The organism is Pseudoalteromonas sp. DY56-GL22, from assembly GCF_041414715.1.
Classification (GTDB): domain Bacteria; phylum Pseudomonadota; class Gammaproteobacteria; order Enterobacterales; family Alteromonadaceae; genus Pseudoalteromonas; species Pseudoalteromonas simplex.
On record NZ_JANHZR010000002.1, the window covers coordinates 815,894 to 837,942 of the forward strand.

At 41.7% G+C, this 22,049-nt stretch carries 24 protein-coding genes; 12 read left to right on the forward strand and 12 right to left on the reverse strand.

The genetic code is table 11. The features are described 5' to 3' along the window. Nucleotides 1–16: 16 nt before the first annotated feature. From NO991_RS07690 to NO991_RS07700, 3 genes are read right to left on the reverse strand one after another with little or no spacing between them, the layout of a single operon-like run. Nucleotides 17–2,248, reverse strand: coding sequence for an NAD(P)-binding protein (locus NO991_RS07690; RefSeq protein WP_371351909.1), 2,232 nt, complete (start codon nucleotides 2,246–2,248; stop codon nucleotides 17–19). 8 nt (nucleotides 2,249–2,256) lie between these two features. Continuing rightward, complete coding sequence (locus tag NO991_RS07695; RefSeq protein WP_371351910.1) at nucleotides 2,257–3,198, reverse strand: acetoacetate decarboxylase; 942 nt, start codon at nucleotides 3,196–3,198, stop codon at nucleotides 2,257–2,259. Nucleotides 3,199–3,243: 45 nt separating this feature from the next. Further along, the gene (locus tag NO991_RS07700) at nucleotides 3,244–3,819 is read right to left on the reverse strand and encodes a hypothetical protein (protein ID WP_371351911.1); all 576 of its coding nucleotides are present in this window, start codon (nucleotides 3,817–3,819) and stop codon (nucleotides 3,244–3,246) included. Nucleotides 3,820–4,182: 363 nt separating this feature from the next. Between NO991_RS07700 and NO991_RS07705 the strand changes: the two genes are divergently transcribed. Both NO991_RS07705 and NO991_RS07710 read left to right on the forward strand, forming a co-directional pair. Beyond that, nucleotides 4,183–4,350, forward strand: coding sequence for a hypothetical protein (locus tag NO991_RS07705; protein ID WP_165381452.1), 168 nt, complete (start codon nucleotides 4,183–4,185; stop codon nucleotides 4,348–4,350). Nucleotides 4,351–4,464: 114 nt separating this feature from the next. Beyond that, nucleotides 4,465–5,328 (forward strand): TIGR02285 family protein, encoded by an 864-nt coding sequence (locus NO991_RS07710; protein ID WP_054552926.1) that lies wholly within the window; start codon nucleotides 4,465–4,467, stop codon nucleotides 5,326–5,328. Between the two features lie 61 nt (nucleotides 5,329–5,389). Here the strand turns inward: NO991_RS07710 and NO991_RS07715 are convergent, their stop codons facing one another. From NO991_RS07715 to NO991_RS07740, 6 genes are all read right to left on the reverse strand, one after another. Beyond that, nucleotides 5,390–5,968, reverse strand: coding sequence for a YceI family protein (locus NO991_RS07715; RefSeq protein ID WP_054552925.1), 579 nt, complete (start codon nucleotides 5,966–5,968; stop codon nucleotides 5,390–5,392). A 1-nt stretch (nucleotide 5,969) separates the two neighbouring features. Beyond that, a complete protein-coding gene (locus NO991_RS07720; RefSeq protein ID WP_300363042.1) occupies nucleotides 5,970–6,524 on the reverse strand; it encodes a cytochrome b in 555 nt (184 codons plus the stop codon). Between the two features lie 319 nt (nucleotides 6,525–6,843). Continuing rightward, complete coding sequence (locus tag NO991_RS07725; protein WP_300363045.1) at nucleotides 6,844–7,695, reverse strand: GNAT family N-acetyltransferase; 852 nt, start codon at nucleotides 7,693–7,695, stop codon at nucleotides 6,844–6,846. Nucleotides 7,696–7,769: 74 nt separating this feature from the next. After that, nucleotides 7,770–8,606, reverse strand: a complete 837-nt coding sequence (locus NO991_RS07730; RefSeq protein ID WP_054552922.1) for a ScpA family protein — start codon at nucleotides 8,604–8,606, stop codon at nucleotides 7,770–7,772. A gap of 8 nt (nucleotides 8,607–8,614) precedes the next feature. Beyond that, nucleotides 8,615–9,235 carry an L-threonylcarbamoyladenylate synthase gene (locus tag NO991_RS07735; protein WP_063704570.1) on the reverse strand — a complete coding sequence of 207 codons (621 nt, stop codon included), beginning with the start codon at nucleotides 9,233–9,235 and terminating at the stop codon, nucleotides 8,615–8,617. A gap of 9 nt (nucleotides 9,236–9,244) precedes the next feature. After that, entirely contained in the window at nucleotides 9,245–10,084 is an 840-nt protein-coding gene (locus tag NO991_RS07740; protein WP_300358582.1) for a PHP domain-containing protein, read from the reverse strand. A gap of 523 nt (nucleotides 10,085–10,607) precedes the next feature. On the opposite strand from NO991_RS07740, the gene NO991_RS07745 reads away from it, so the two are divergent. From NO991_RS07745 to trpA, 6 genes are read left to right on the forward strand one after another with little or no spacing between them, the layout of a single operon-like run. Beyond that, entirely contained in the window at nucleotides 10,608–12,176 is a 1,569-nt protein-coding gene (locus NO991_RS07745; RefSeq protein WP_300358579.1) for an anthranilate synthase component 1, read from the forward strand. Beyond that, nucleotides 12,176–12,781: an aminodeoxychorismate/anthranilate synthase component II gene (locus NO991_RS07750; protein WP_300358576.1), complete on the forward strand. Its 606-nt coding sequence runs from the start codon at nucleotides 12,176–12,178 to the stop codon at nucleotides 12,779–12,781. Before NO991_RS07745 ends, NO991_RS07750 begins: the two co-directional genes overlap by 1 nt. A 9-nt stretch (nucleotides 12,782–12,790) precedes the next feature. Beyond that, entirely contained in the window at nucleotides 12,791–13,810 is a 1,020-nt protein-coding gene (gene trpD / locus NO991_RS07755; RefSeq protein WP_300358573.1) for an anthranilate phosphoribosyltransferase, read from the forward strand. Further along, nucleotides 13,803–15,167 (forward strand): bifunctional indole-3-glycerol-phosphate synthase TrpC/phosphoribosylanthranilate isomerase TrpF, encoded by a 1,365-nt coding sequence (gene trpCF, locus NO991_RS07760; protein ID WP_138602344.1) that lies wholly within the window; start codon nucleotides 13,803–13,805, stop codon nucleotides 15,165–15,167. The genes trpD and trpCF overlap by 8 nt, the downstream gene beginning before the upstream one ends. A gap of 7 nt (nucleotides 15,168–15,174) precedes the next feature. Continuing rightward, entirely contained in the window at nucleotides 15,175–16,359 is a 1,185-nt protein-coding gene (gene trpB / locus NO991_RS07765) for a tryptophan synthase subunit beta (protein ID WP_194442425.1), read from the forward strand. Beyond that, nucleotides 16,356–17,168 (forward strand): tryptophan synthase subunit alpha, encoded by an 813-nt coding sequence (gene trpA, locus NO991_RS07770; RefSeq protein WP_055021153.1) that lies wholly within the window; start codon nucleotides 16,356–16,358, stop codon nucleotides 17,166–17,168. The genes trpB and trpA overlap by 4 nt, the downstream gene beginning before the upstream one ends. Nucleotides 17,169–17,229: 61 nt before the next feature. Here trpA and NO991_RS07775 read toward each other — a convergent pair whose 3' ends face one another. Both NO991_RS07775 and NO991_RS07780 read right to left on the reverse strand, forming a co-directional pair. Further along, nucleotides 17,230–17,802, reverse strand: a complete 573-nt coding sequence (locus tag NO991_RS07775) for a type 1 glutamine amidotransferase domain-containing protein (RefSeq protein ID WP_300543259.1) — start codon at nucleotides 17,800–17,802, stop codon at nucleotides 17,230–17,232. Between the two features lie 137 nt (nucleotides 17,803–17,939). Continuing rightward, nucleotides 17,940–18,209, reverse strand: coding sequence for an HU family DNA-binding protein (locus tag NO991_RS07780; protein WP_300358566.1), 270 nt, complete (start codon nucleotides 18,207–18,209; stop codon nucleotides 17,940–17,942). Nucleotides 18,210–18,403: 194 nt separating this feature from the next. On the opposite strand from NO991_RS07780, the gene NO991_RS07785 reads away from it, so the two are divergent. Continuing rightward, complete coding sequence (locus NO991_RS07785) at nucleotides 18,404–18,991, forward strand: inner membrane-spanning protein YciB (protein WP_054561224.1); 588 nt, start codon at nucleotides 18,404–18,406, stop codon at nucleotides 18,989–18,991. A gap of 58 nt (nucleotides 18,992–19,049) precedes the next feature. Next, nucleotides 19,050–19,688 carry a type II CAAX prenyl endopeptidase Rce1 family protein gene (locus NO991_RS07790; RefSeq protein WP_187490341.1) on the forward strand — a complete coding sequence of 213 codons (639 nt, stop codon included), beginning with the start codon at nucleotides 19,050–19,052 and terminating at the stop codon, nucleotides 19,686–19,688. A 55-nt stretch (nucleotides 19,689–19,743) separates the two neighbouring features. Here the strand turns inward: NO991_RS07790 and NO991_RS07795 are convergent, their stop codons facing one another. Further along, a complete protein-coding gene (locus tag NO991_RS07795; protein WP_054552910.1) occupies nucleotides 19,744–21,168 on the reverse strand; it encodes a sodium-dependent transporter in 1,425 nt (474 codons plus the stop codon). Between the two features lie 176 nt (nucleotides 21,169–21,344). On the opposite strand from NO991_RS07795, the gene NO991_RS07800 reads away from it, so the two are divergent. After that, nucleotides 21,345–21,644, forward strand: coding sequence for a YciI family protein (locus tag NO991_RS07800; protein WP_054552909.1), 300 nt, complete (start codon nucleotides 21,345–21,347; stop codon nucleotides 21,642–21,644). 151 nt (nucleotides 21,645–21,795) lie between these two features. After that, nucleotides 21,796–22,047 carry a PepSY domain-containing protein gene (locus NO991_RS07805; RefSeq protein WP_054552908.1) on the forward strand — a complete coding sequence of 84 codons (252 nt, stop codon included), beginning with the start codon at nucleotides 21,796–21,798 and terminating at the stop codon, nucleotides 22,045–22,047. Nucleotides 22,048–22,049 lie beyond the last annotated feature (2 nt).

A 22,049-nucleotide genomic window follows, 5' to 3' on the forward strand; every position in this document is an offset into this window, starting at 1 on the left:
TATAACTTTGCTCACCCTAACTTTTTTCGAATGCATGCTCTCCACTAATTTCGCTTGGCCAACCACATATTGCCCGCGCTGTTTGCATACCGGCCATTACAGCAGCCTCAACACAGCCAGCATTAACACCGGTTTTTATCCAATCGCCAGTGATGCGCAAATTGACAAACTGACTGCCATCAGTAGCTAGGCGGTATTTACTTGTATCAACCACAGATAAGACGTAGCGCTCACTGGGATCAACATTAACGCGCCAGTATTGTTGCTCGAGAGCAGGTAAAATGCTGTGCGGATCACTGTAAAAAACCTGCCAATCAAATTTGTTATCAATATAGGCTTGAGGCCAAAGTGGCCGCATATCTGCACTAAACAAATTATGCATATTTGATTTTACTTCGGCTTTCATTTGCTCTGGGAATTGATGAGCACTGGCAGGTGGATAGTTTTCGCAGCTAAATGCACTGCAAAAATAGGCAATGTTCACGGGCGCATTTTCACTTGGCCAATCTTCTTTATCGAGCAAGTTGCCCATTGCCGCCCAGGTATCAAACGGCTCAACAAAGCCACTTAAAATAGGTCCTTCATGAGCGGCATTGGTTTGCGTAAAGCCAAGTTTTTGGTCGGTTTTATTCAACCATACTTGGCAAGCCTGAGTCGCTACACTTTGTACTTTTGTAGCTTGTTGAGAGAGCGCGTAATCTACAGCTAAAAGTTCAGGGGCCACGTGTTCAAGTGAGGCAACCGATACACCTAAAATAAGTGTGTCAAAATCAATACCATGGCGAAGCGTCACTGTTGGCAATGGGGTACCAAAGTGCTCTTGATACACCTCAGGCCAATTACTCCAAAATGACTCTAAATTGATTTGATATTCTTGTAATAAGTGCGCTTGTTCAGAGCTGATTTGCTCATACAGAGGCTCACTTGGCCAGCATGGTAGCTGTTTTACATCAATGAGCGGATCATAGTCTTGGCCAACTAAGCTCACCTGTTGGCAAAGCTCAATTTCACTTACCAGCTGTTCACCTTGGTCAGTTTGCCCTGCAGCTAAGTTAGTTAACTGATGGAAAAACTTAAACTTAACGCCGCGCTGCTTTAAAAGTTCATAAATTGGCCCAAAAATGACATCGCCCATCCCAGCTTGCATTTTCCACATCACGCCGCCTTTATAGCAAAGACCTATACGTAACATAGCAAGGGCGGCAACGCCTGCTTCAACATTGGGTTTATTAAAGTCACCTTTAGGGTATGCGAACACCAAATCATAAAAGCCACGCACTGGCGCTGAATCGACACTGTAAGTTTTGTTAGCACCATTTTTTTCGAGCCACTGACGAAAGTCGAAGCAATTAATGACACCAAAACCGTCGCGATATACTTTGTCTTTAATCAATCCGGTGAGCATTGCAATCGCAAGATCGGCACAAATATAAAGTCTGCGCAGCTCTGGGTTATCATCCAGTAAATCAATAACTTGGTCTTTAAACCAACGTTTTAACTTTCTGACGATGTACCAAATCACCAATCGATCGGCCTGTTTATCTGTATGAGTGGCCTGCTTTTCGGTGAACTGCAGCAAATGAGTTATCAATGTTCGTGGGTTCGAGGCAATTTCAGTTGCGCCTGCTTCAATATCATCAATAAACTGCTTTGCGCCATTTAAATGGGTATCAATGTCTGCTTTGATTTCTTGATACATGTGTTTAAGTAACGATTGATCCCGTGACTTTTTTGTCACTAAAGTGGTTTTAGCATCTTGCTGCTGACAAACATGCTCAATGCCTTCGGTCCATTTTTTTAGCCATGCTAATGTCATGGTGACAAAGTCCCACACTGTTATATCTAGGCTGCCATCAGCGGGGTTCCCTTCAACGGTAGGAAAATCTATCGGCCAAGTTTGCCATTCGTTATCAATAAACTCTTGTAAGGCAATAAAACTGTGTGGTTTAAATGCCTGCTGCCAAGTAGCCAATGAACAACTAGCTGGTCGATTGAGTGCGTTATACACCCCTTCTAAGGTGCGAAAGCTATTTACGTAGGCACCAAACCAAACATGTAAACCATGCTCTTCGATTCGCTGTCCAAAATGGGCGTTTCGGCCACTCGCCCCTTTACCACCAAGGCGCCACCCCTGTTGATAAATGGTAATCTCGCGCTGGCTTTGCCAATTAGCTTGCTCGGTTAAATACACTGCCGCGGTCATCGCTGCAACACCGCCACCGACAATGGTAATTTTTTCTTTTTCCATGCTTCCCCCTATACCGGTAACAGTTGTGTTGCGCCAAGCTGGTCAAAGTCCATATTGACGTAAAAGGGTAAATAAACCGCTTGTTTGCCAAGTGCAATGCCAAACATGTCATTCAGAGGAAAGCTCGCAAGGGCTTTTACATCCAAACTAAAATCATTGTGTAAAAGTTTTAATTGGTGAATTTTTTTGATTAACGATGGTGAGTGAACCACGCTTTGATAAACGGCTTTATCTCCTTGACCATCGGGAAATTGTTTAAACAAAATCTGATCCATCTGCGGATGAATAAACCCGTCTAATAATTGTTTAAGAAGTGATAAATCAATGCCTTGAATTTGCGCATCAAACAAATCTGTCACGTGTTTAGAAAAATGCGATAAATTATCGAGTAGGTTTTCCTTGGTGCTTGCCTGCGTTTGCTCAATGGTTAATAGCTCATGCATCGCTAATTTAGAGTCTGGGTTAAACACATCAAAACATTCTAAAGAAATGCTAAAGGCGCCCGCATCACTCACAGTCGCAGGCATTTGATATTCACAGAGGTATTTATTATAACCCCAGGCTTCTCGACCATTAATTAAAGCATAAATGTTATTGACGCTAATAAATGCCGGATACCAATATAAATGACTAATGTCACCACCTTGCATTTTTGCCACTGGAAGCCAAATAATAATATCGGTTTCTTGCATCCAGCCATGATCTGAAAAAGGTGGCGTTAACGAAGAGATTTTTTCGATATCAGTGAAGGTAAGTAAACAAGTACTCCCTAACACATTAAACGAGGTTGATTCGGTTGCTAATAAATTTAAAGTTGCATCAACATACTGCTGCATTTTTTGCTCACACCCTGCAACAAAAAATCCGTACATTTGCGCATTGATCATTCGACAAGGTGGTTTAGCAACCGGGTTAGATAAGAAGTGGCTGAAATTTGCTTGGTCCGTCATAGTTATTACTTATATTATTGTTTAGTAATGACTATAGACTAGTTTTTAATGGTTGGTGGTAACTTCTAGATGACAACTTTCTTTTAACAGTTGTTCTGTAAATTGCTGATAGCCAAACTGATTAAAATTTTCAGATAACGGATTCATAAAACCATGACCAAAGTCGGCTATTTCACAGCTCACCTTCGCTTTACTTTTTAATGAAGCAACCACAGGCTTAATATCAAAATGCTCTTCACTGTGAGGAAAAATAAATCGACAAGGGACGTTAGCCTCAAGCTCAAGATGATATCTGACTTGGGATGGATAAAAGGCAATAATTTTTTTAATGAATGAATTTTTTAACTCTGCTTGAGCTCGCCAAACGGCAGCAGCGCCTGCACTAAATGCAATAATCGTGGTTGGCTGACGAATAGCAGCCATTTTTAAATGTACTTTTTCAAAATAACTATCATGGCCGCATTGTGTTAAGAAATGCTGGTATTGAAACTGCTCATTTATAGGGAGCTGAATTTCTCCTTGGTAAGGGTCGCAAAGACTCACCTTACCGCGAAGCTGCTGGGCAAGCTGCGATAAATGCGCTGTTTTACCAAATATATCTGACACCAAAAGGTAATTCATATGCATACTTCTTATTGTTATTTTGTGCCTAATCACAATACGCCCGTTTCTATTAAACATCCAGAAATTATTTTTGATGTTTAAAAAATAAACCTTGCGCTTAGTTAATTCTTACAGTAATCTACTTGTCTGGTTTTTAGAAACCACGCGGTTAACCCCTTACCTTGATCCAGTAATTCCCGCATATTCGTATAAATACTTGCAACTCGTTTGCTAAATGACATTTTGATGAATTTTCAAATCATCACCAAACTGTCACAAACTTAGTCAACACTGTTAGCAAGACAACAAATGTCGGTCTGTATTTTTTAAATGCCTATTAAAGCTCTACAGACACAGACAAAAGAAAGAGTGAGTTTTATTATGTCATATAAATACAACGGATCTTTGATCCAGATCGCACACCCAGTGCAATCAATCTCGGTAAATAAACAGCGTGTAATTTTTAGTGACACGCAAGGCTTAAAAAACGCCATCTTCCAAAAGGCAAGTGATGCACGCCAATTTGTGAAGTGGCTAAAAGCCAACTAAACCCTACCGATAAACGCCAGCCAATACGCTGGCGTTTTAGTTTTTCATCACCAGCCTGCATATAGCTAAATTCCTGCTACACTTATATTTTAAGCCCACAAATAGGTAGTAAAAATGCGTTTTACGTGCTCTATTTTACTATTACTTTTCTGCCTGCCAGTTGCTGCAACCAAGCAACCGAAGTCAATCGAATGGATCATGGTTGATTTTGCTCCCTACTACATCATGAATGACAAATATGAAGGAACTGGTCGTGACGAAAGTGTGATCAAATTACTAGAGCAATTTCTGCCAGAGGTTTCATTTAAACGCACCCTATTGCCAGCCAGTCGCGCCGTGCATGAACTATCAAACCCACACAACAATTACTGTATGCTGTCGTTATATCAAAGCGAGCACCGTAAGCAGCATATTCAGTTTACAGAGCACACTTCAACAGTGGGTTTATCACCCTCCATTGCCATACGTAAAGAGTTAGCCACAAAACTTAAGTTAGACGTGACAAAACCCGTGTCTTTAAAGTCGTTATTAAACGAAAAACACTTGGCATTAGGGGTATCAATGAGCCGCTCGTTTGGCGCCGATATAGATAGCGTGATTAACGAAAGCCATGACGCTAATATTATCTCACGCCCCGGCAGAGATACACTCGCAAGCTTAACTTATATGCTGCATAAGAAGCGCATTGATATATTACTTGGCTACCCTAGCGAACATTACTATTTGGCGCACTCAATGGGCTTTAAAGATGAATTGACCCAACTGACACTCACCGAAGCACCGGCATTAAGCGTTGGTTATATAGGTTGTACAAATAACAAACAAGGCAAAGAAACGGTAAAACTACTAGATGAAACCCTTGAAAAAATAGCTCACACAAACGCTTTTCATGATGTTTTAGTTCGCTGGCTACCTGATAATTTACAGCCCATTTTAGAAAAAAGGTTAAAAGATAGAAACGAAAGTGCCGCTCATTGAGCGGCACTTTTAATTTCCTAATCCACATAGTTATGCGAATTGGCAGTCGTATTAATGGTGCTTACTTACGCACACCTTCAATGAATAAACCGATATCAACATGCGTAGAAGCAGGGCCTAGATTGTAGTCGATACCATAGTCAGCTAGTTTAAGGCTTGTTTCACCTTCAAAACCAACACGGTATCCACCCCATGGATCTTTACCTTCACCAATTTTATCAATTTCAAAAGTAATGGTTTTAGTCACACCATTTAAGGTGAATTCACCTGTTACATCTGCTTCATCACCGTCTTCATCAAACTTGATTGAGGTGCTTTTGAATGTTGCCGTTGGGTATTTATCAACATTTAAGAAGTCTTTTCCGCGTAAGTGCTTGTCACGCTCAGCATGGTTTGAGTCGATGCTTTTAGTATCTATCGTTACATTGATTTTAGATGCATTAGGCGCTTTATCGTCATAACTAAAATCACCTGAAAAAGTATTAAAACGACCATGTAACCAGCTGTAACCTAAATGCTTAATTTTAAAAGTGACAAATGCGTGCGCACCATCTGTATCAATAACATAGTCAGCTGCATTTGCGTTAGCTGTTGAGAAAAGTGCAGCACTTAGTGCTGTGCCTAATAGTAATTTTTTCATATTAATCATCCTTCAATGGTTTGATCATTCTAATTAAGGTTTTATCTTTATCGATAAAATGATGTTTTAGTGCCCCTAAAGCATGTAAAACAACCACAGCTATTAGCCCATACGCGGCATAAAAGTGAATTTTACCTGCAATATCTTCTTGGTTCGCGACCGACTCTGGTAATGCCGGCACAGCAAATAAATTAAATACTTCAATTGCACGGCCATCAGCCGTAGAAATTAAATAGCCAGATGTCACAATGACGATTAAAGCTAAATAAATTAGTTTATGAACTGAGTGAGCAACTAGATTCATTGCTTTTGAACTGCCTGCAACAGGCTCAGGTTGGGTGCCTAACAAGCGCCAACCAAATCGAAACAGCAATAATGCCGCTAAGGTAATACCAACGCTTTTATGCAAGTCCAAAGAACCTTTGTACCAAGCGTCGTAATAGGTTAGCTCAACCATATATACGCCTAAGCCAAACAAACCAAACACCCCAAGTGCCATTAACCAGTGCACTAAGATGGCCACCCAGCCATAACTTGACTTTGAATTCTTTAACATACTCATTTCCCATGAGAATCGTGAAACTAGATACAGCTTAGCTTAGGATTTATATAATGAAAATAGCGTAAAACGAACAGCTTCTGTGCGTATATGCACACCCAGGCAAAGGAGAAAGGTGAAAGTAGTAAGGGGAAAGTGGAAAGGAAAAAGACAGAAGGTGCTAGGTGCTAGGTGCTAGGTGCTAGGTGCTAGGTGCTAGGTGCTAGGTGCTAGGTGCTAGCAATATTATGAATACTCGTTGATAAAAGCATCTAATTCTTAACGTGATAAATTTTGAGTTTTACGCACAACCGTTTAATCACTCAACCCAATAAACTCAGCCGATTTCAAAAGAAGTGACGCCAAAAATACGGTTTAATGGCAAGTTCGGACATTCACCCGTGTACATTCTGGCGGTTTCAAATGACACCTGCATGTTGTATTTCTGTGCCAAAGCAACAGCAGCTTGATTGATTTCGGGCGTATCAAGGAAAATAGCGTCGGATGCACTCGCTTTAGATTTTAAAGCAAGGAACAAAGATTCAGCCAATTCTGGTGAGTCGGCAAATAGAGGGCCAATTTTAAAGCCGTTCTGGCATTTGCGAATAACGCCGTATCCTGCCAATTCCCCATTTTGCATTACGCTAAACGCATCGCATTGGGGTTGGCTTAACCAGGCTTTAGTAAAGTTTGCTCTATTTACTGGGAAAAAAGCCTGTTCGTATGCGTCAATAATTTCGAATGGCACAGTCTTAAGATCAACAATGTCTGCATTTTGCGGTGAATTACCACCGCCTACTCCTGCAAAACGGATATTGCGATAAGCCAGATTAAAACCAGACTTTTTATAGTTCTCTTGCTGCTCCACCACACCATCAAGGCCAATATTCAACCCTTCAAGGCGCTTTAACGCGGCATTCCAAATTTGCATTCCGTAGCCTTTGCCTCGGTAATCAGGTTTAACAATGTAAAAGCCGATAAAGCCAAATGCATCGTGATAATTAATGGCAGAAATTGTAGCAATAGGTTCATCGTCTAGAAAACCAACTAGAAATCCTTCAGGATCAGCAGCAAAATAACACTCTGCATCATTAAGGCTCGGATTCCAGCCTTCTGCTGCAGCCCAATCAATCATGAGTTCGACTTCCTTCTTGGTCATGGTTTTGATTGTAAAATGTTTACTTTGCATCTGCTTTCCTTATATTTTTCAGTCTACTCTGACAGCTAACTTAAAACTTACTGCTTAAAACCATTAACTTCTAGTTATTCGCTTTCTTCCACCAAACCAACATAAATCTGGCTATTGGCATCTACCTGAAAGCAGCTGATCAGGTTTTCTTTCACCAGCTCTAACATGGCGATAAAGCTTACTACAACGCCACTTCTGCCCTCTTCTACCGTAAAAAGAGTGCTAAAAGGCAGCTGTGATTGAGCCTCTGAGAGTTTATCTAAGATTAAGCTCATCCGTTCACGGGTCGATAAGGCTTCTGCGGTAATATGATGGTGTTCAAATGTTTTAGCTCGGGCCATAACGTCGCTTAGCGCAACTAACAAGTCTTTCATGTCAACGTCAGGTAACAGTACCTCACGCTCACTGAATTCTGGCACCAGTGCTTCGGCAACAAAGATATCGCGGCCTTCGCGAGGGATTTCATCAAGATTTTCTGCGGCTTTTTTAAATTGTTCGTATTCTTGTAAACGTCTTACAAGCTCAGCTCGTGGGTCTTCTTCCTCTTCAAGCTCTTCATGTTTTGGTAATAATAATCGTGATTTAATTTGTGCTAATAGCGCCGCCATCACAAGGTATTCACCTGCCAGCTCAAGCTGAAACTCGCTCATCATTTCAACATAACTCACGTATTGCTCTGTAATACTAAAAATAGAGAGCTCTAGTACATCGAGTTTATGTTTTTTGATTAAATACAGAAGTAAATCGAGAGGACCTTCAAAAGTTTCTAAAATGATCTCTAGCGCATCGGGTGGAATATATAAATCTTCAGGTTTATCAACCACTGCTTTGCCATGCAAAAAAGCCAGTGGCAGCTTTTGCTGTACTGGCTCTTGTAAATTATCTGGCGCGTCAAGCTCTGGGCTAGTCAATGAAGTCTCTACTCAAATGGTTTAGTATCACCACAACCCACACGTAAGATTTCGATGCTATCATCTGACAAGTCAATTACTGTGGTTGCCTGTTCAGGAAGATAACCACCATGAATAATTAAATCAACTTGCTTTTCAATGCGATCGCGAATTTCATCAGGATCTGCCTCGGTATATTGCTCACCCGGTAAAATTAAAGAGCACGACATTAACGGTTCACCTAATTCAGCCAATAAAGCACAGGTGATTGGGTGTTCGATAACACGAATACCAATGGTTTTTTTCTTTTCGTTTAATAAACGCTTTGGTACTTCTTTAGTGCCTTTAAAGATGAACGTATAAGGCCCAGGGGTGTTATTTTTAATCAATCTGAATAACTGATTATCAACGCGAGCATAGGTAGATAGCTCAGATAAGTCGCGGCAGACCAAAGTAAAGTTATGGTGTTTTTCAATGCCACGAATACGTTCGATACGCTCTTTTGCTTGCTTATTACCAATGCTACAGCCAAGTGCGTAACCCGAATCGGTTGGGTATACAATAACACCGCCTTGCTTAATAATATCAACCGCTTGGCTGATTAAGCGTGGTTGCGGATTATCTGGATGAATATGAAAAAACTGACTCATTACACGCTCCTATTGCCCTTCCCATGCATGCCAAACCCCTTGGCAATCTTTTGGTAAGTATAAATTTTTACCTAACTCCAACCAACTTGTCGGAAAATGAAAATCTGACCCTTGCGACGCAAGTAAACCATATTCACGGCAAAGTTCACCTAAAAACTGGCGCTCACTGGGTGCTTGCTGTGGTTGTGCAACTTCCATCGCATCGCCACCGGCATCTTTAAATTCAATAATTAATTTCCGTAGCCACTTATTCGACATTTGATAACGCCCAGGGTGTGCTAGAACGGCAACCCCACCGGCTTGATGAATGGCAGCAATTGCAGTTTGCATATCGCACCAACTACTTGGTACATAACCTGTTTTTCCTCGCCCTAAGTACTTTTTAAATACCCCAGGAAAGTTTTTAGCTACACCACGTTCAATCAGTGCACGGGCAAAATGCGCCCGTGTGATCTGGGCGTTTTCAGCAAATGTTTTTGCTTGGTCATAAATGCCTTCAAAACCATTTTTCGCAAGGCGACGACCGATCTCTAAAGCGCGCTCTTCACGCTTGGCTTGTTGTGCTTGTAATAATGACAACAGTGCGTCATTTTCGTCATCAACATTTAAGCCAACAATATGAATTTCAAAGCTTTCCCATTTTGTTGATACTTCAACGCCAGCAATTAATTTAAGCGGTAAATTATCATTTGTAATGACTTGGCGAGCAGGTTTTATCGCACTTAACGTGTCGTGATCGGTAATTGCAAACACATCTATGTTTTTCTCAACCGCGCGGTGTAACAATTGCTCGACTGATAGCTGACCATCTGAGTATGTGGTGTGGCTATGTAAATCGTATTTTATCAAAGGGAAAGACTGCTTTACGTAAGTTCTTGAATCAATGATGTGAGTATAACAAAAATTTACTGCGAGGGCGTGATTATCTTATATAACTGTGTGTTTTACCCTCATAAATCGGCAATTGCGATGGGTAAATGCCGAACTCGTACTAATATGTAAATTAATACTTGACAGTATCCGCTTAGGTACGCTTTACTGTATGCACTTTCAGACACGTTAAATAAGCAATAACAATGAACAAAACAATTCAAATCACAATTTGGTGGTGGCACTCGTAACTAGCGGGTGACGAATTGTCGTGTCTAACGATTTCAAAACCCGCTCAAGTAGCGGGTTTTTTTATATCTAAATTTTAAGGTTTTATAATGAATTACATAGCAACTCTTACACATCATTGGTGGTGGCGCCTGGCTTAGCGGGACGGTAAGGGTCTATCTAATTTATAGGCATCTTTATACGAACCCCGCCAAGCATCGCTTCGCGGGGTTTTGTTTTTTAAAGAGTTTTTGGGAATGAGGGAGAATGAGGTTTGATTTTTAGTCATATAACAACGACACCGGGTGAAGTAACCAGTATCACTCAAGTGCGCGACTACATCAGTAGCCCACTTGCGTTATACAGTTTACTCGATAAGCCTAATTCACTGCTGTTAGAGTCTGCTGAAATTGATTCTAAAGACAGTGTAAAAAGTCTAATTTTGGTTGACTCAGCGCTACGTATTGTTTGCCAAGGCAAACAGGTCACACTCACTGCACAGTCAAATAATGGCAAGCAATTACTGCCTTATTTACAAACTCATGTGCAAAACTGCTCTGCAGAGCTTGTAGAAGATACATTAACGTTAACCTACAACGAGGTCGCAAGCGATATTGATGAAGCCAGTAAATTAGTAGCAGATAATGCATTTAGTGCGCTACGTAGCTGCATTAACAGTATTAAAAGCACCACAGACAACCCATTCTCTGTGTTCTTAGGCGGTGTGTTTGCCTACGACATGGTTGCTAATTTCGAAACCCTTTCTGATGTGCCTGACGGCGAAAACAGCTGCCCTGATTATGTTTTCTACCTCGCCGAAACGTTAGTTGTCATCGACCATCAAGCAAAAACAACCGAGCTAATTGGCAATGTATTTAACGGCCCTGAAGTTCATGCTAATTGCTTTGAGGTTGGTCAACAGTTAGAGCGTTTAAATGCCGTATGTGACAATGCACAAAGCTACCAAGGGCAAAAGCAAGCAGGCTCAAACCCAATTTCTGTTGATGTTAGCGACGAGCAATACTGCGAACATGTCATCAAGTTAAAAAACAACATCGTTGATGGCGATATTTTCCAAGTTGTGCCATCACGTACTTTTTCTCTCGCCTGCCCTGACTCACTTCATGCTTACAGCCAATTAAAACTACAAAACCCAAGCCCATATATGTTTTACATGCGCGATGAAGAGTTCGTGTTATTCGGCGCATCACCCGAGTCAGCCCTCAAATATTGCGCAGAGAGTAAACAAGTTGAGGTATACCCTATTGCCGGCACTCGCCCTCGTGGCAAGTTTGCTAATGGGCAAATTAATCCAGACCTAGACAGCCGCATTGAGCTTGAGCTTCGCAACGACCAAAAAGAACGTGCCGAGCACCTGATGTTAGTTGATTTAGCAAGAAATGATGTAGCCCGTATTAGCGTACCAGGCACACGTCACGCAAAAGAATTATTAAAAGTAGACCGCTACTCACAAGTGATGCATTTAGTTTCACGCGTGGTGGGTACTTTAAAACCTGAACTCGATGCGCTACATGCTTACCAAGCTTGTATGAACATGGGCACCTTAGTGGGTGCACCTAAAGTACGCGCTGCTGAGTTAGTTCGTAAAACCGAACAAAAACGCCGCGGCAGCTATGGTGGTGCTGTGGGTTATTTAACGGGCGATGGCGCCATGGATAGCTGTATTGTTATTCGCTCTGCCTTTGTTAAAAACGGCACAGCCTATGTGCAAGCAGGTGCAGGTGTGGTGTTTGATTCAGATCCACAATCAGAAGCCAATGAAACCCGCGCTAAAGCACAAGCTGTGATCACTGCGATTCAATCGACTTACGAGGCACAATAATGACGACAACATCAGCCTATAAAATCTACTTTTTAGATAACTTTGATTCATTTAGTTATAACTTAGTCGATGAACTTTCTATGTTAGGATGCCAGTTAGTGGTATACCGTAATAATATCAGTGCACAAAACATCTTCGACAAAATGTGCCAAGAGACAGTGCCTGTATTATTAGTGCTATCACCTGGCCCTGGCGCGCCATCTGATGCGGGTTGTTTAATGGAGCTCATTGAACTGTGTAAAGGCCGCTTCCCTATGCTCGGCATCTGTTTAGGCCAGCAAGCACTAACACAAAGCTACGGTGGGGTTATTGGTCATGCAGGCGAAACTGTGCATGGCAAGTCATCAATTATTTCGTTGACTGAGCACCCAGTATTCGCGGGTATGGGCGATAAAATGCCGGTTGCTCGTTATCATTCATTAATGGCAACCAAAGTCCCTGATGACGTTGAAGTAATTGCTTGTTATGAAAATATTCCGATGGCAATTTACCATCAACAAGATAATGCCCTTGGCTATCAGTTTCATCCTGAGTCAATTTTAACGCCAAATGGCGCATTGCTATTACAACAAAGCATTGAATTTTTAACCGCACGCGTGCAGTAGAGGAATAACATGGAAGCAACAACTCAAACCCAGTTAAACCAATTATTAGCAAAGCAAGATTTATCATTTTCGCAAGCAACTCAATTGTTTGGCGCCATCATGAATGGCCAGCTTAATGATATTGAATTAACGGCTGCACTTATCGCCCTAAAACTAAAAGGCGAAACAAGTGATGAAATTGCCGGTGCTGCGGCATCAATGCGCGCCAATGCAGTGCCATTTCAAACCAGCAAAACCTTACTTGCTGATAGCTGTGGTACCGGTGGCGATGGCTCAAACACAATTAATATTAGTACCACGGCTGCTATTGTTGCTGCCGCTGCGGGCATCAACATGGTCAAACATGGTAATCGCAGTGTGTCGAGTAACTCGGGCTCTGCAGATTTACTCAAAGCCTTGGGTATCAATATCGATATGAGCCCTGAGCAAGCTGCCCATTGTTTAGACAAAACCGGCTTTACATTCTTATTTGCACCGCATTATCACAGTGGTGTACGCCATGCGATGGGCGTGCGTACGGCCCTTAAAAGCCGCACAATTTTTAATATTTTAGGGCCACTGGCCAACCCTGCTGCCCCTGAGGTGCAATTGCTTGGTGTTTATGACCCTTCGCTGTGTTTACCAATGGCCGAAACCCTAAAAACCCTTGGCACAAAACGCGCTATGGTGGTTCACGGTGCAGGCACTGATGAAATTGCCTTACACGGAACAACCAAAGTGGTTGAACTTAATAACGGTGAACTGAGTGAATACACGCTAACAGCGAGCGATTTTGGTCTTGCAAACTATTCACTTGAACAACTAGCAGGCCAAGGCCCAGAATATAACGCAAAAGCAAGCTTAGCGATTTTACAAGGTCAAGGTGAAATGGCGCATAACGCAGCCATTATAGCCAACGTTGCCGCTCTTCTTTATTTAACCGATAAAGCAGGTGATTTAAAAGCAGCCGCAGATCAAGTAAGCAATTTATTAGCATCAGGCAAAGCGATGGACACATTGAACGCAATTATTGAGGTAAGTCATGGCTAACGTGTTAGACAAAATTGTTGCCGACAAACGTATTGAATTAGAACAAAGAAAAGCACAGCGCCCGCTTGAGTCATTCATTAGCGAGGTTGTGCCAACCAAGCGAGACTTTGAAGGCGCATTAGCAGCAACCGGTACACAGTTTATTTTAGAATGTAAAAAGGCCTCACCGTCAAAAGGACTTATTCGCGAACCATTTAATTTAGACGAAATTACATCGGTTTATAAAAAGTACGCAACCTGTATGAGCGTACTAACGGATGAAAAATATTTCCAAGGTAGCTATCAGTACCTTGAGTATGTGCGCAGCCAAGTTGAACAGCCGCTTATTTGTAAAGACTTCTTTATTGATGAGTACCAAGTATATTTAGCACGCTTATCTGGTGGTGATGCCATTTTATTAATGCTCTCTGTCCTTGATGACGAGCAATATTTAGCGCTTCACAAGGTGGCTGACTCTTTAAACATGTCAGTACTCACTGAAGTCAGTAATGAGCAAGAAGTAAGCCGTGCTCTTGCACTTAATGCCAGCCTAATTGGTATTAATAACCGCGACCTTCGTGATTTAAGTACTGATCTTGCAACAACTGAGCGTTTACGTCAGCTTATCCCAAATGACAAAGTGGTAATTTCAGAGTCAGGCATTTATACCCATAAAGATGTAAAACGCCTTGCACCATTGTGCGATGGCTTTTTAATTGGCAGCTCATTAATGGCTGAGCGCGACTTAGAAGCCGCATGCCGTAAAGTCATTTTAGGTGAGAACAAAGTGTGCGGTTTAACCCGTTCACAAGATGCGATAGCAGCCTACGCCAGTGGTGCTGTGTATGGTGGCTTAATTTTTTATCCTAAGTCACCGCGTTATGTCGATATCGACTGTGCCAAGCAAGTTACGCAAAGTGCCCCGCTCGCGTATGTGGGTGTGTTTGTCAATGCACCTCTAGAACAAGTGGTCGATTATGCACAAAGCTTAAAATTAGCTGCAGTGCAATTACATGGTGACGAGAATAGCGAGTATATTCAAAGTCTCAGAAAGCAATTACCGCTTGGCTGTGAAATTTGGAAAGCCCAAGCCGTTAAAGGCGAATTACCCAAACCGCTTGAAGGGGTTGACCGCCATTTGTACGACACTTACAGCAAAAGCCAAAAAGGCGGCACAGGCGAAGCATTTGATTGGTCTGTGCTTGAGACGGCAACCGTGCCGTTTATGTTAGCCGGGGGTTTAAACCCAGAAAATATTCACGCAGCGCTTTATCGCGGTGCTAATGGTCTTGACCTAAATTCTGGCGTTGAAGCGTCAGCGGGTAAAAAGTGCCAAACAAAATTACAAAATGCGTTTTCGCATATCAGAAATTATTGAGGTTAGAATGCAAAATCCAGCTTATTTCGGTGAATTCGGTGGTATGTTTGTACCACAGCTGCTTGTGCCAGCACTCAAGCAACTAGAAGCAGAGTTTAATAAATCGCAAAACGATCCAGCTTTTCAGGCTGAGTTTGAAAAACTATTAAATGAATACGCAGGCCGCCCTACGCCATTAACACTGACACGTAACTTAGTTAAAAACCCTAAGGTAAAACTGTATTTAAAGCGTGAAGATTTACTGCACGGCGGTGCACACAAAACCAATCAAGTACTTGGTCAAGCACTCCTTACCAAACGCATGGGTAAAAAAGAAGTGATTGCAGAAACAGGTGCCGGCCAACACGGTGTTGCAACAGCCCTAGCCTGTGCCTTACTTGGCTTAAAGTGCCGTATTTACATGGGTGCAAAAGACGTTGAACGTCAACAACCAAATGTATTTCGTATGAAATTAATGGGCGCAGAGGTTATTCCTGTCACAGCGGGCTCTGGCACCTTAAAAGATGCCGTAAACGAAGCCCTGCGTGACTGGTCAGCAAATTACAAAGATGCTCACTATCTACTAGGCACTGCAGCAGGCCCTCACCCATTCCCAACCATGGTGCGAGAGTTCCAAAAAATGATTGGTGAAGAAGCAAAACAACAAGTACTGAAAGCTGAAGGCCGCTTACCGGATGCTGTGCTTGCTTGCGTGGGTGGTGGCTCTAACGCCATTGGTATGTTCACAGACTTTATTGATGAGCCAAGCGTAAAATTAATTGGTGTAGAGCCTGCTGGTAAAGGCTTAGATACCCACCAGCATGGTGCAACCTTATGTAAAGGCACAAAAGGCATTTTACACGGTACCTATACCTATATTATGCAAGATGATGATGGTCAAATTGAAGAGTCTTACTCTGTATCAGCAGGTCTTGATTACCCAGCTGTTGGTCCACAGCATGCGCACTTACATGAAACTGGCCGTGCAGAGTACGTAGGTATTACCGATACTGAAGCGCTTGAAGCATTCCAACTACTGGCTAAAAACGAAGGGATTATTCCAGCGCTTGAATCAAGCCATGCTCTCGCATATGCCCTTAAATATGCCGAGCAACAAACCAAAGACACCATTTTAGTGGTTAACCTAAGCGGTCGAGGCGATAAAGATTTAGCTCACGTACACAGTGTTTTATCAGAAGGAGGCGCACTATGAGCCAGACTAACCGTTACGGACAACTGTTCGCCACATTAAATGAAACAAACCAAGGTGCTTTTGTACCCTTTGTTACGATTGGCGATCCTAATAAAGCACTGAGCGTAGAAATCATCAAAAGCTTAATTGATGGCGGCGCTGATGCCCTTGAGCTAGGTATTCCATTTTCAGATCCGATTGCAGATGGCCCAGTGATCCAAGCTGCCAACATTCGTGCTCTTGATGAAAACATTAATACCCAAGATTGCTTTGATATTATTAAACAAGTGCGCCAGTACAATGCCGATATTCCAATTGGCCTGTTATTGTATTCAAACTTAGTGTTTAAACGTGGCATTGAGAAGTTCTATCAAGATGCTAAAGAAGCCGGTGTCGATTCAATTTTAGTGGCTGACGTGCCGCTACATGAGTCAAAGCTATTTCGCCAAACAGCGATGAAAAATGGTATTGACCCAATTTTTATTGCTACACCGAATGCTGATGATGACACGTTACGAGAGTGTGCGTCATATGGCCGCGGTTACACATACCTTCTTTCACGCGCAGGTGTGACAGGCACAGAAACCAAGGCACAAATGCCAGCAGATTCATTAGTTAAAAAACTAAAAGATTACCATGCTGCACCGGCATTATTAGGCTTTGGTGTATCAACACCGGAAGATGTTAAATCAGCACTTGAGTCAGGGGCCGCTGGTGCGATTTCAGGCTCTGCGGTTGTTAAAATTATCGAGGCAAACCTTGATGATCAAGCAGCAATGCTAACTGGTTTAAAAGAGTTTGTAGCTAGTATGAAAGCAGCTACAAAGTAAGTTTGTTTTTATTACTAAAAAAGGGCCATAAAGGCCCTTTTTTGTACTTAACAATTTATGATTAATGATGGCGGTGCTCGCCTTCTTTAATTTCTTCTATGAATTTTCGATTAAAGGCCTCTAAGTCGGCTGGGCTTCGGCTTGTAACTATGCCCTTATCAACACACACCTCTTGATCAACCCAATTAGCCCCTGCATTGATCAAATCCGTTTTGATACTTGGGTATGAGGTTACTTTGCGCTCCCTTAGTTTGTTAATTTCGGCTAATAGCCATGGGCCGTGGCAAATCGCGGCGATAGGTTTGTTTTTACCGGCACTGAAAAAACCATCAACAAAGGCTTTTGCTTCGCTATCTTGACGTAACGTATCTGGGTTGAATAAGCCACCAGGAAGCAGTAACGCGTCATACTCTGCAGAGTCTGCTTCGCTGACTACACGGTCAACACTGACTCGCTCACCCCATTGGTTTTCATCCCATGCGGTGATATCGCCACGATCAAGTGACACAACTTCGACAAGTGCACCTGCTTCTAATAATGCGCTTCGTGGTGACAATAGCTCGCTTTGCTCAAAACCATTGGTTGCAAGAATAGCAATCTTTTTACCATTCAGTTGGCTATTTAAATTTGACATGTTATCTCCTTATTTAGGTAAACCTAAATGATTAACAGCATACAACATGCCAAACTTAATAGATTGAAAATATTGAATAAATTTTCAGGTGTTCTATTTATGCTCTGTAAATACTACACCCGCTTTGCAAATCCTGCTTATAAACCTTCTTTGAGTGCTTTAGCAGGTTTAAAAACTGGCTTGTTAGCGCCTTCAATTTCAATTTCTTCACCGGTTTGTGGGTTGCGTCCTTTGCGTGCTGGGTAATAACTCAGAGCAAACGTACCAAAGCCATTAATTTGCACTTGATCGCCCTCAGAAAGAGACTTTTCGATAGAATTTAACATGCTGGTTAAGGCAGCTTGAGTGTCTTTTTTTGTTAATTCACTGTGGGCAGCCATTTGCGATACTAACTCGGCTTTATTCATAAAAAGTGCTCCAAAATACGCCGCTTAATCATCTGAGGTTAAGCGGAAAAAGATAAGGTAAAACAACCTAAACGCAGGTTTAGGCCAGATTGGCTCGGGAGGCTAAGCTTTCAGGGCTGCTAAGTCAACCTTGTATCTTGCACGATAACTTGATACAACCCAGTATCTTTTTAAATTAGAGCATTTATAAATTTATGCATGCGATTATTGAATACATCCCGCTGATTTTATTTTTTGCGGTTTTCAAGTTAGTTGATATTTATTGGGCAACAGCCTTGCTGATGCTAACCACCTTAATTCAAGTTGCTTACTGTTATTTTAAAGATGGTAAAGTGCCAACCCGTCACTGGGTGTTTTTTGCTATAGCAGTGGTGTTAGGTACCCTCACCTTAGTGTTCCACGATGAGCAGTTTGTGAAATGGAAAGCCACCATTGTGTATGCCATTTTCAGTGTTACTTTGTTAGTAAGCCGCTATGTACTTGGCAAGAACTTAGTGAAAAAAGCACTTAGCTCGATTTTAGAAAATGCCTCTGAGAGTAAACAAGAAATCAACGTACCTGAAGCCCTTTGGAATAAGCTTAACCTATTTTGGGTTGCAGTGACTGCAGGTATCTCGGCACTGAATATCTACATTGCCTATAACTTTTCGCTCGATTTTTGGGTTAACTTTAAAGTGTTTGGCTTAATGGGCATTACCTTTGTTTGCGTGTTAGCAACGATCATCACCCTATTCAAATACTTACCTGAAGATGACGAAGAGAAAGATCCAAAGCAATCTTAATGTCATAAATCTGTCGTCTTAGCTTGTTAGCGTAAACAAAAAACACGCTGAGACGACATTGAACGCTAACCAATACCGCTGGCTTGAATTTACCCTCATATTTGTTTCTCTGCCGCTATTAGGCTTCTTTCTTCGTGCCTACCTCGCTAACTGGCTTATTCCTGCCCTTATTATTTTAATGGCCGTGTGCGGCATGTTGCTTTTATCTGATCCCCATTTTAAGCGCTTTCGTTTAACTAGCCTTGGGCAATTTAGTGCGGTAAAACGTCGCTTATTTAGTTTCTTCTTTTTAGGGGCGCTATTCTCTGGAATGTTTTACGGCATCATGAATCAAGAAAACTGGTTTTCACTGCCACGAAACTCATTTAACGATTGGCTAATGTTGTTATTGCTCTACCCTATTTTATCGGTGATGCCGCAAGAGCTTATTTTTAGAACCTATTTTTTCCATCGCTACAAACGCATTATGCCAAGTAAAACGGTGCGTATTATTGTCAGCGCATCGGTGTTTGCGTTGGCGCATATTGTCTATGCGAATGTATTGGCCGTGCTTCTAGCATTTTTAGGTGGGCTGCTGTTTTCTTATACTTACGCGCAAAGCCGCTCAACCTTCGTGTGTGTGATTGAACACAGCTTATGGGGACTTTGGATGTTTACCCTTGGCTTGGGTAATGTGCTCGATGCGGGGGCCTTTTAATTTAATAGGCATAAAAAAGCCGCGCAAAGTGCGCGGCTAAGTATTGAACTGGTCTTTAAAATCCGAAAATACTAAATGCAAAAAACTTAGTGGCCACCGTATTTACAAAGATTAGTAATAAAATGGCAGGGATAAACGTTGATAGCGAGAAGTTCACATACTTCTCTGTGAAGCTGCCAATATAGCCTTCACAGCCTTGGCTTAGCTCTGCCGACAAGTTTGCTTTTTTCCAACGATACATAACGAATAAACACACCATTAAACCGTTAAGCGGTAAAATTGTGTCGTAAAACACATCATAAACAATATCAAATAAGCTCTTATCTGCACCGCCATAGCTAACAAACTTTGTAAGCGAGTCAACCATACCAAATGACATTGTACACAGCACAGTTAAAACACCTGTAGATAAAGTTAAGATAGCCAGTGCTTTTTTACGGCTAATACCTTTGCGGTCGCTTAAAGTCGCTGTTGGCACCTCTACAATTGATACAAGTGACGTAATTGCAGCAAAAAAGACAAGTAAGAAGAATACAAACGCAACAATTGATGCACCCACGTAGCCAATATCAGCTTGTAACGCTAATAAAATTTTTGGTAGGTAAACAAAAATCATCGATACTGACGAATCTGATAAATTACTAGGGTCAGTATCTGGGTTAAAACTGAAAATAGCTGGAAGCACCATTAGACCAGCAATAAATGCCACCATCGAGTCAGTAACTGCAACCATTTTTGCACTACCAACAATGTCATCTTTCTTAGAAATATACGATGCATAGGTCATTAAGATACCCATACCCAGTGACAACGAGAAAAACGCTTGAGCTAATGCACCATTTAATACGCTGGCATCCATTTTTGAAAAGTCAGGAACAACATAGTACTTAACACCGGCCATTGCGTTATCAAGAGTTAGTACGTATACAACCAACGCGGTGAGTAGTACAAATAAAGCTGGCATCATAAACTTAGCCGCTTTTTCAATACCTTCTTTAACACCGCCCACTAAAATCAAGTTAACGATGATGGCAACCACGGCCATATAACCAAACACGGTGTAGCTATTGATAAAGGTGCCAAAATTATCCGGCTGCGCCAAGGCATCTAGATTACCAAAAGCGGTTTGCGATAAATAACCGAAAATCCATACCGTGATCACCATGTAAAAAACAGCAATCATAAATGGCGTTAATACAGCTAAAAAGCCAGCAAAGTTCCATTTTGGATCATTACCCGCTAAAAATTTGTATGAACCTAGTGGATCTTTTTGCGCTTTACGACCCATGGCCATTTCAGCCATCATCACTGGCAAACAGATAAAAATGACAAACAATGCATAGACTAAAAGGAAAGCACCACCGCCGTTTTTTGTGGCTGAAACAGGAAAACCTACTAAGTTTCCGATACCTACAGCAGAACCGGCTGCCGCTAAAATAAAACCGAGGCGGGAGCTAAAATGCTCGCGTTTTTCGCTCATTTAAAAACCTTATTATTATTTTCTCAACCCAGCGACTCTACCAGTGTTACACCGCGTATTTCAAGCTTTATAAGTTAAAGTTATATGGGTTTGTGTAAAGATTATTACGCGAATAATCTCTCGTCTATTGCTAAGAATATGCTACTATTTTTTAAAAATAACATTGAGAACACACCATGCTGTATATGATTTATTCAACTGATGTTGAAAATAGTTTAGAAGCTCGCAAATCTGCACGTCCTGCTCACTTAGCACGCCTTCAAGAATTAGACGATCAAAACCGTTTATTTACGGCAGGCCCATTGCCAGCCATTGACAGTGAAGATCCGGCTGACGCTGGTTTTACTGGTTCATTAGTGGTTGCTGAGTTTGAGTCATTAGAAGCAGCACGTGAATGGGCAGCAAACGATCCGTATATTGCGGCGGGTGTTTACGACAACTCAGTGGTAAAACCATTTAAGAAAGTATTTGGTTAACCTCTGAACTTAACTGAACCAATAATTCAGTGTTTGTTCACGGCTTATTAACTAAGATTTGGCTATTGAATTACAGAATTTAACGTAATTACTTGAATTTTAGTTAATTGGTTAATTAAACTAAATGGGTCTGGTTTAGGAGTTCCCCGTCATGCGCATATTATTAGCCTTCAGTTTTAGTCTTTTATTTGCATTATCAAGCTTTCATGCTGATGCCAATAAGAAACAAGCCCAAGAGGTGACTAAAAAGCAGGCTGTGACGATCGCCAAAAAGTCTGAAGACGGCCGAACCCTAAAAATCACAGAGCAAGATAAAGTATTTACCGTAAGAATTTTAAAAACGAACGGCCACGTGGTTGATGTCCATGTGAACAAAAAGACTGGCGAAGTGAAAAAGGATTAAGA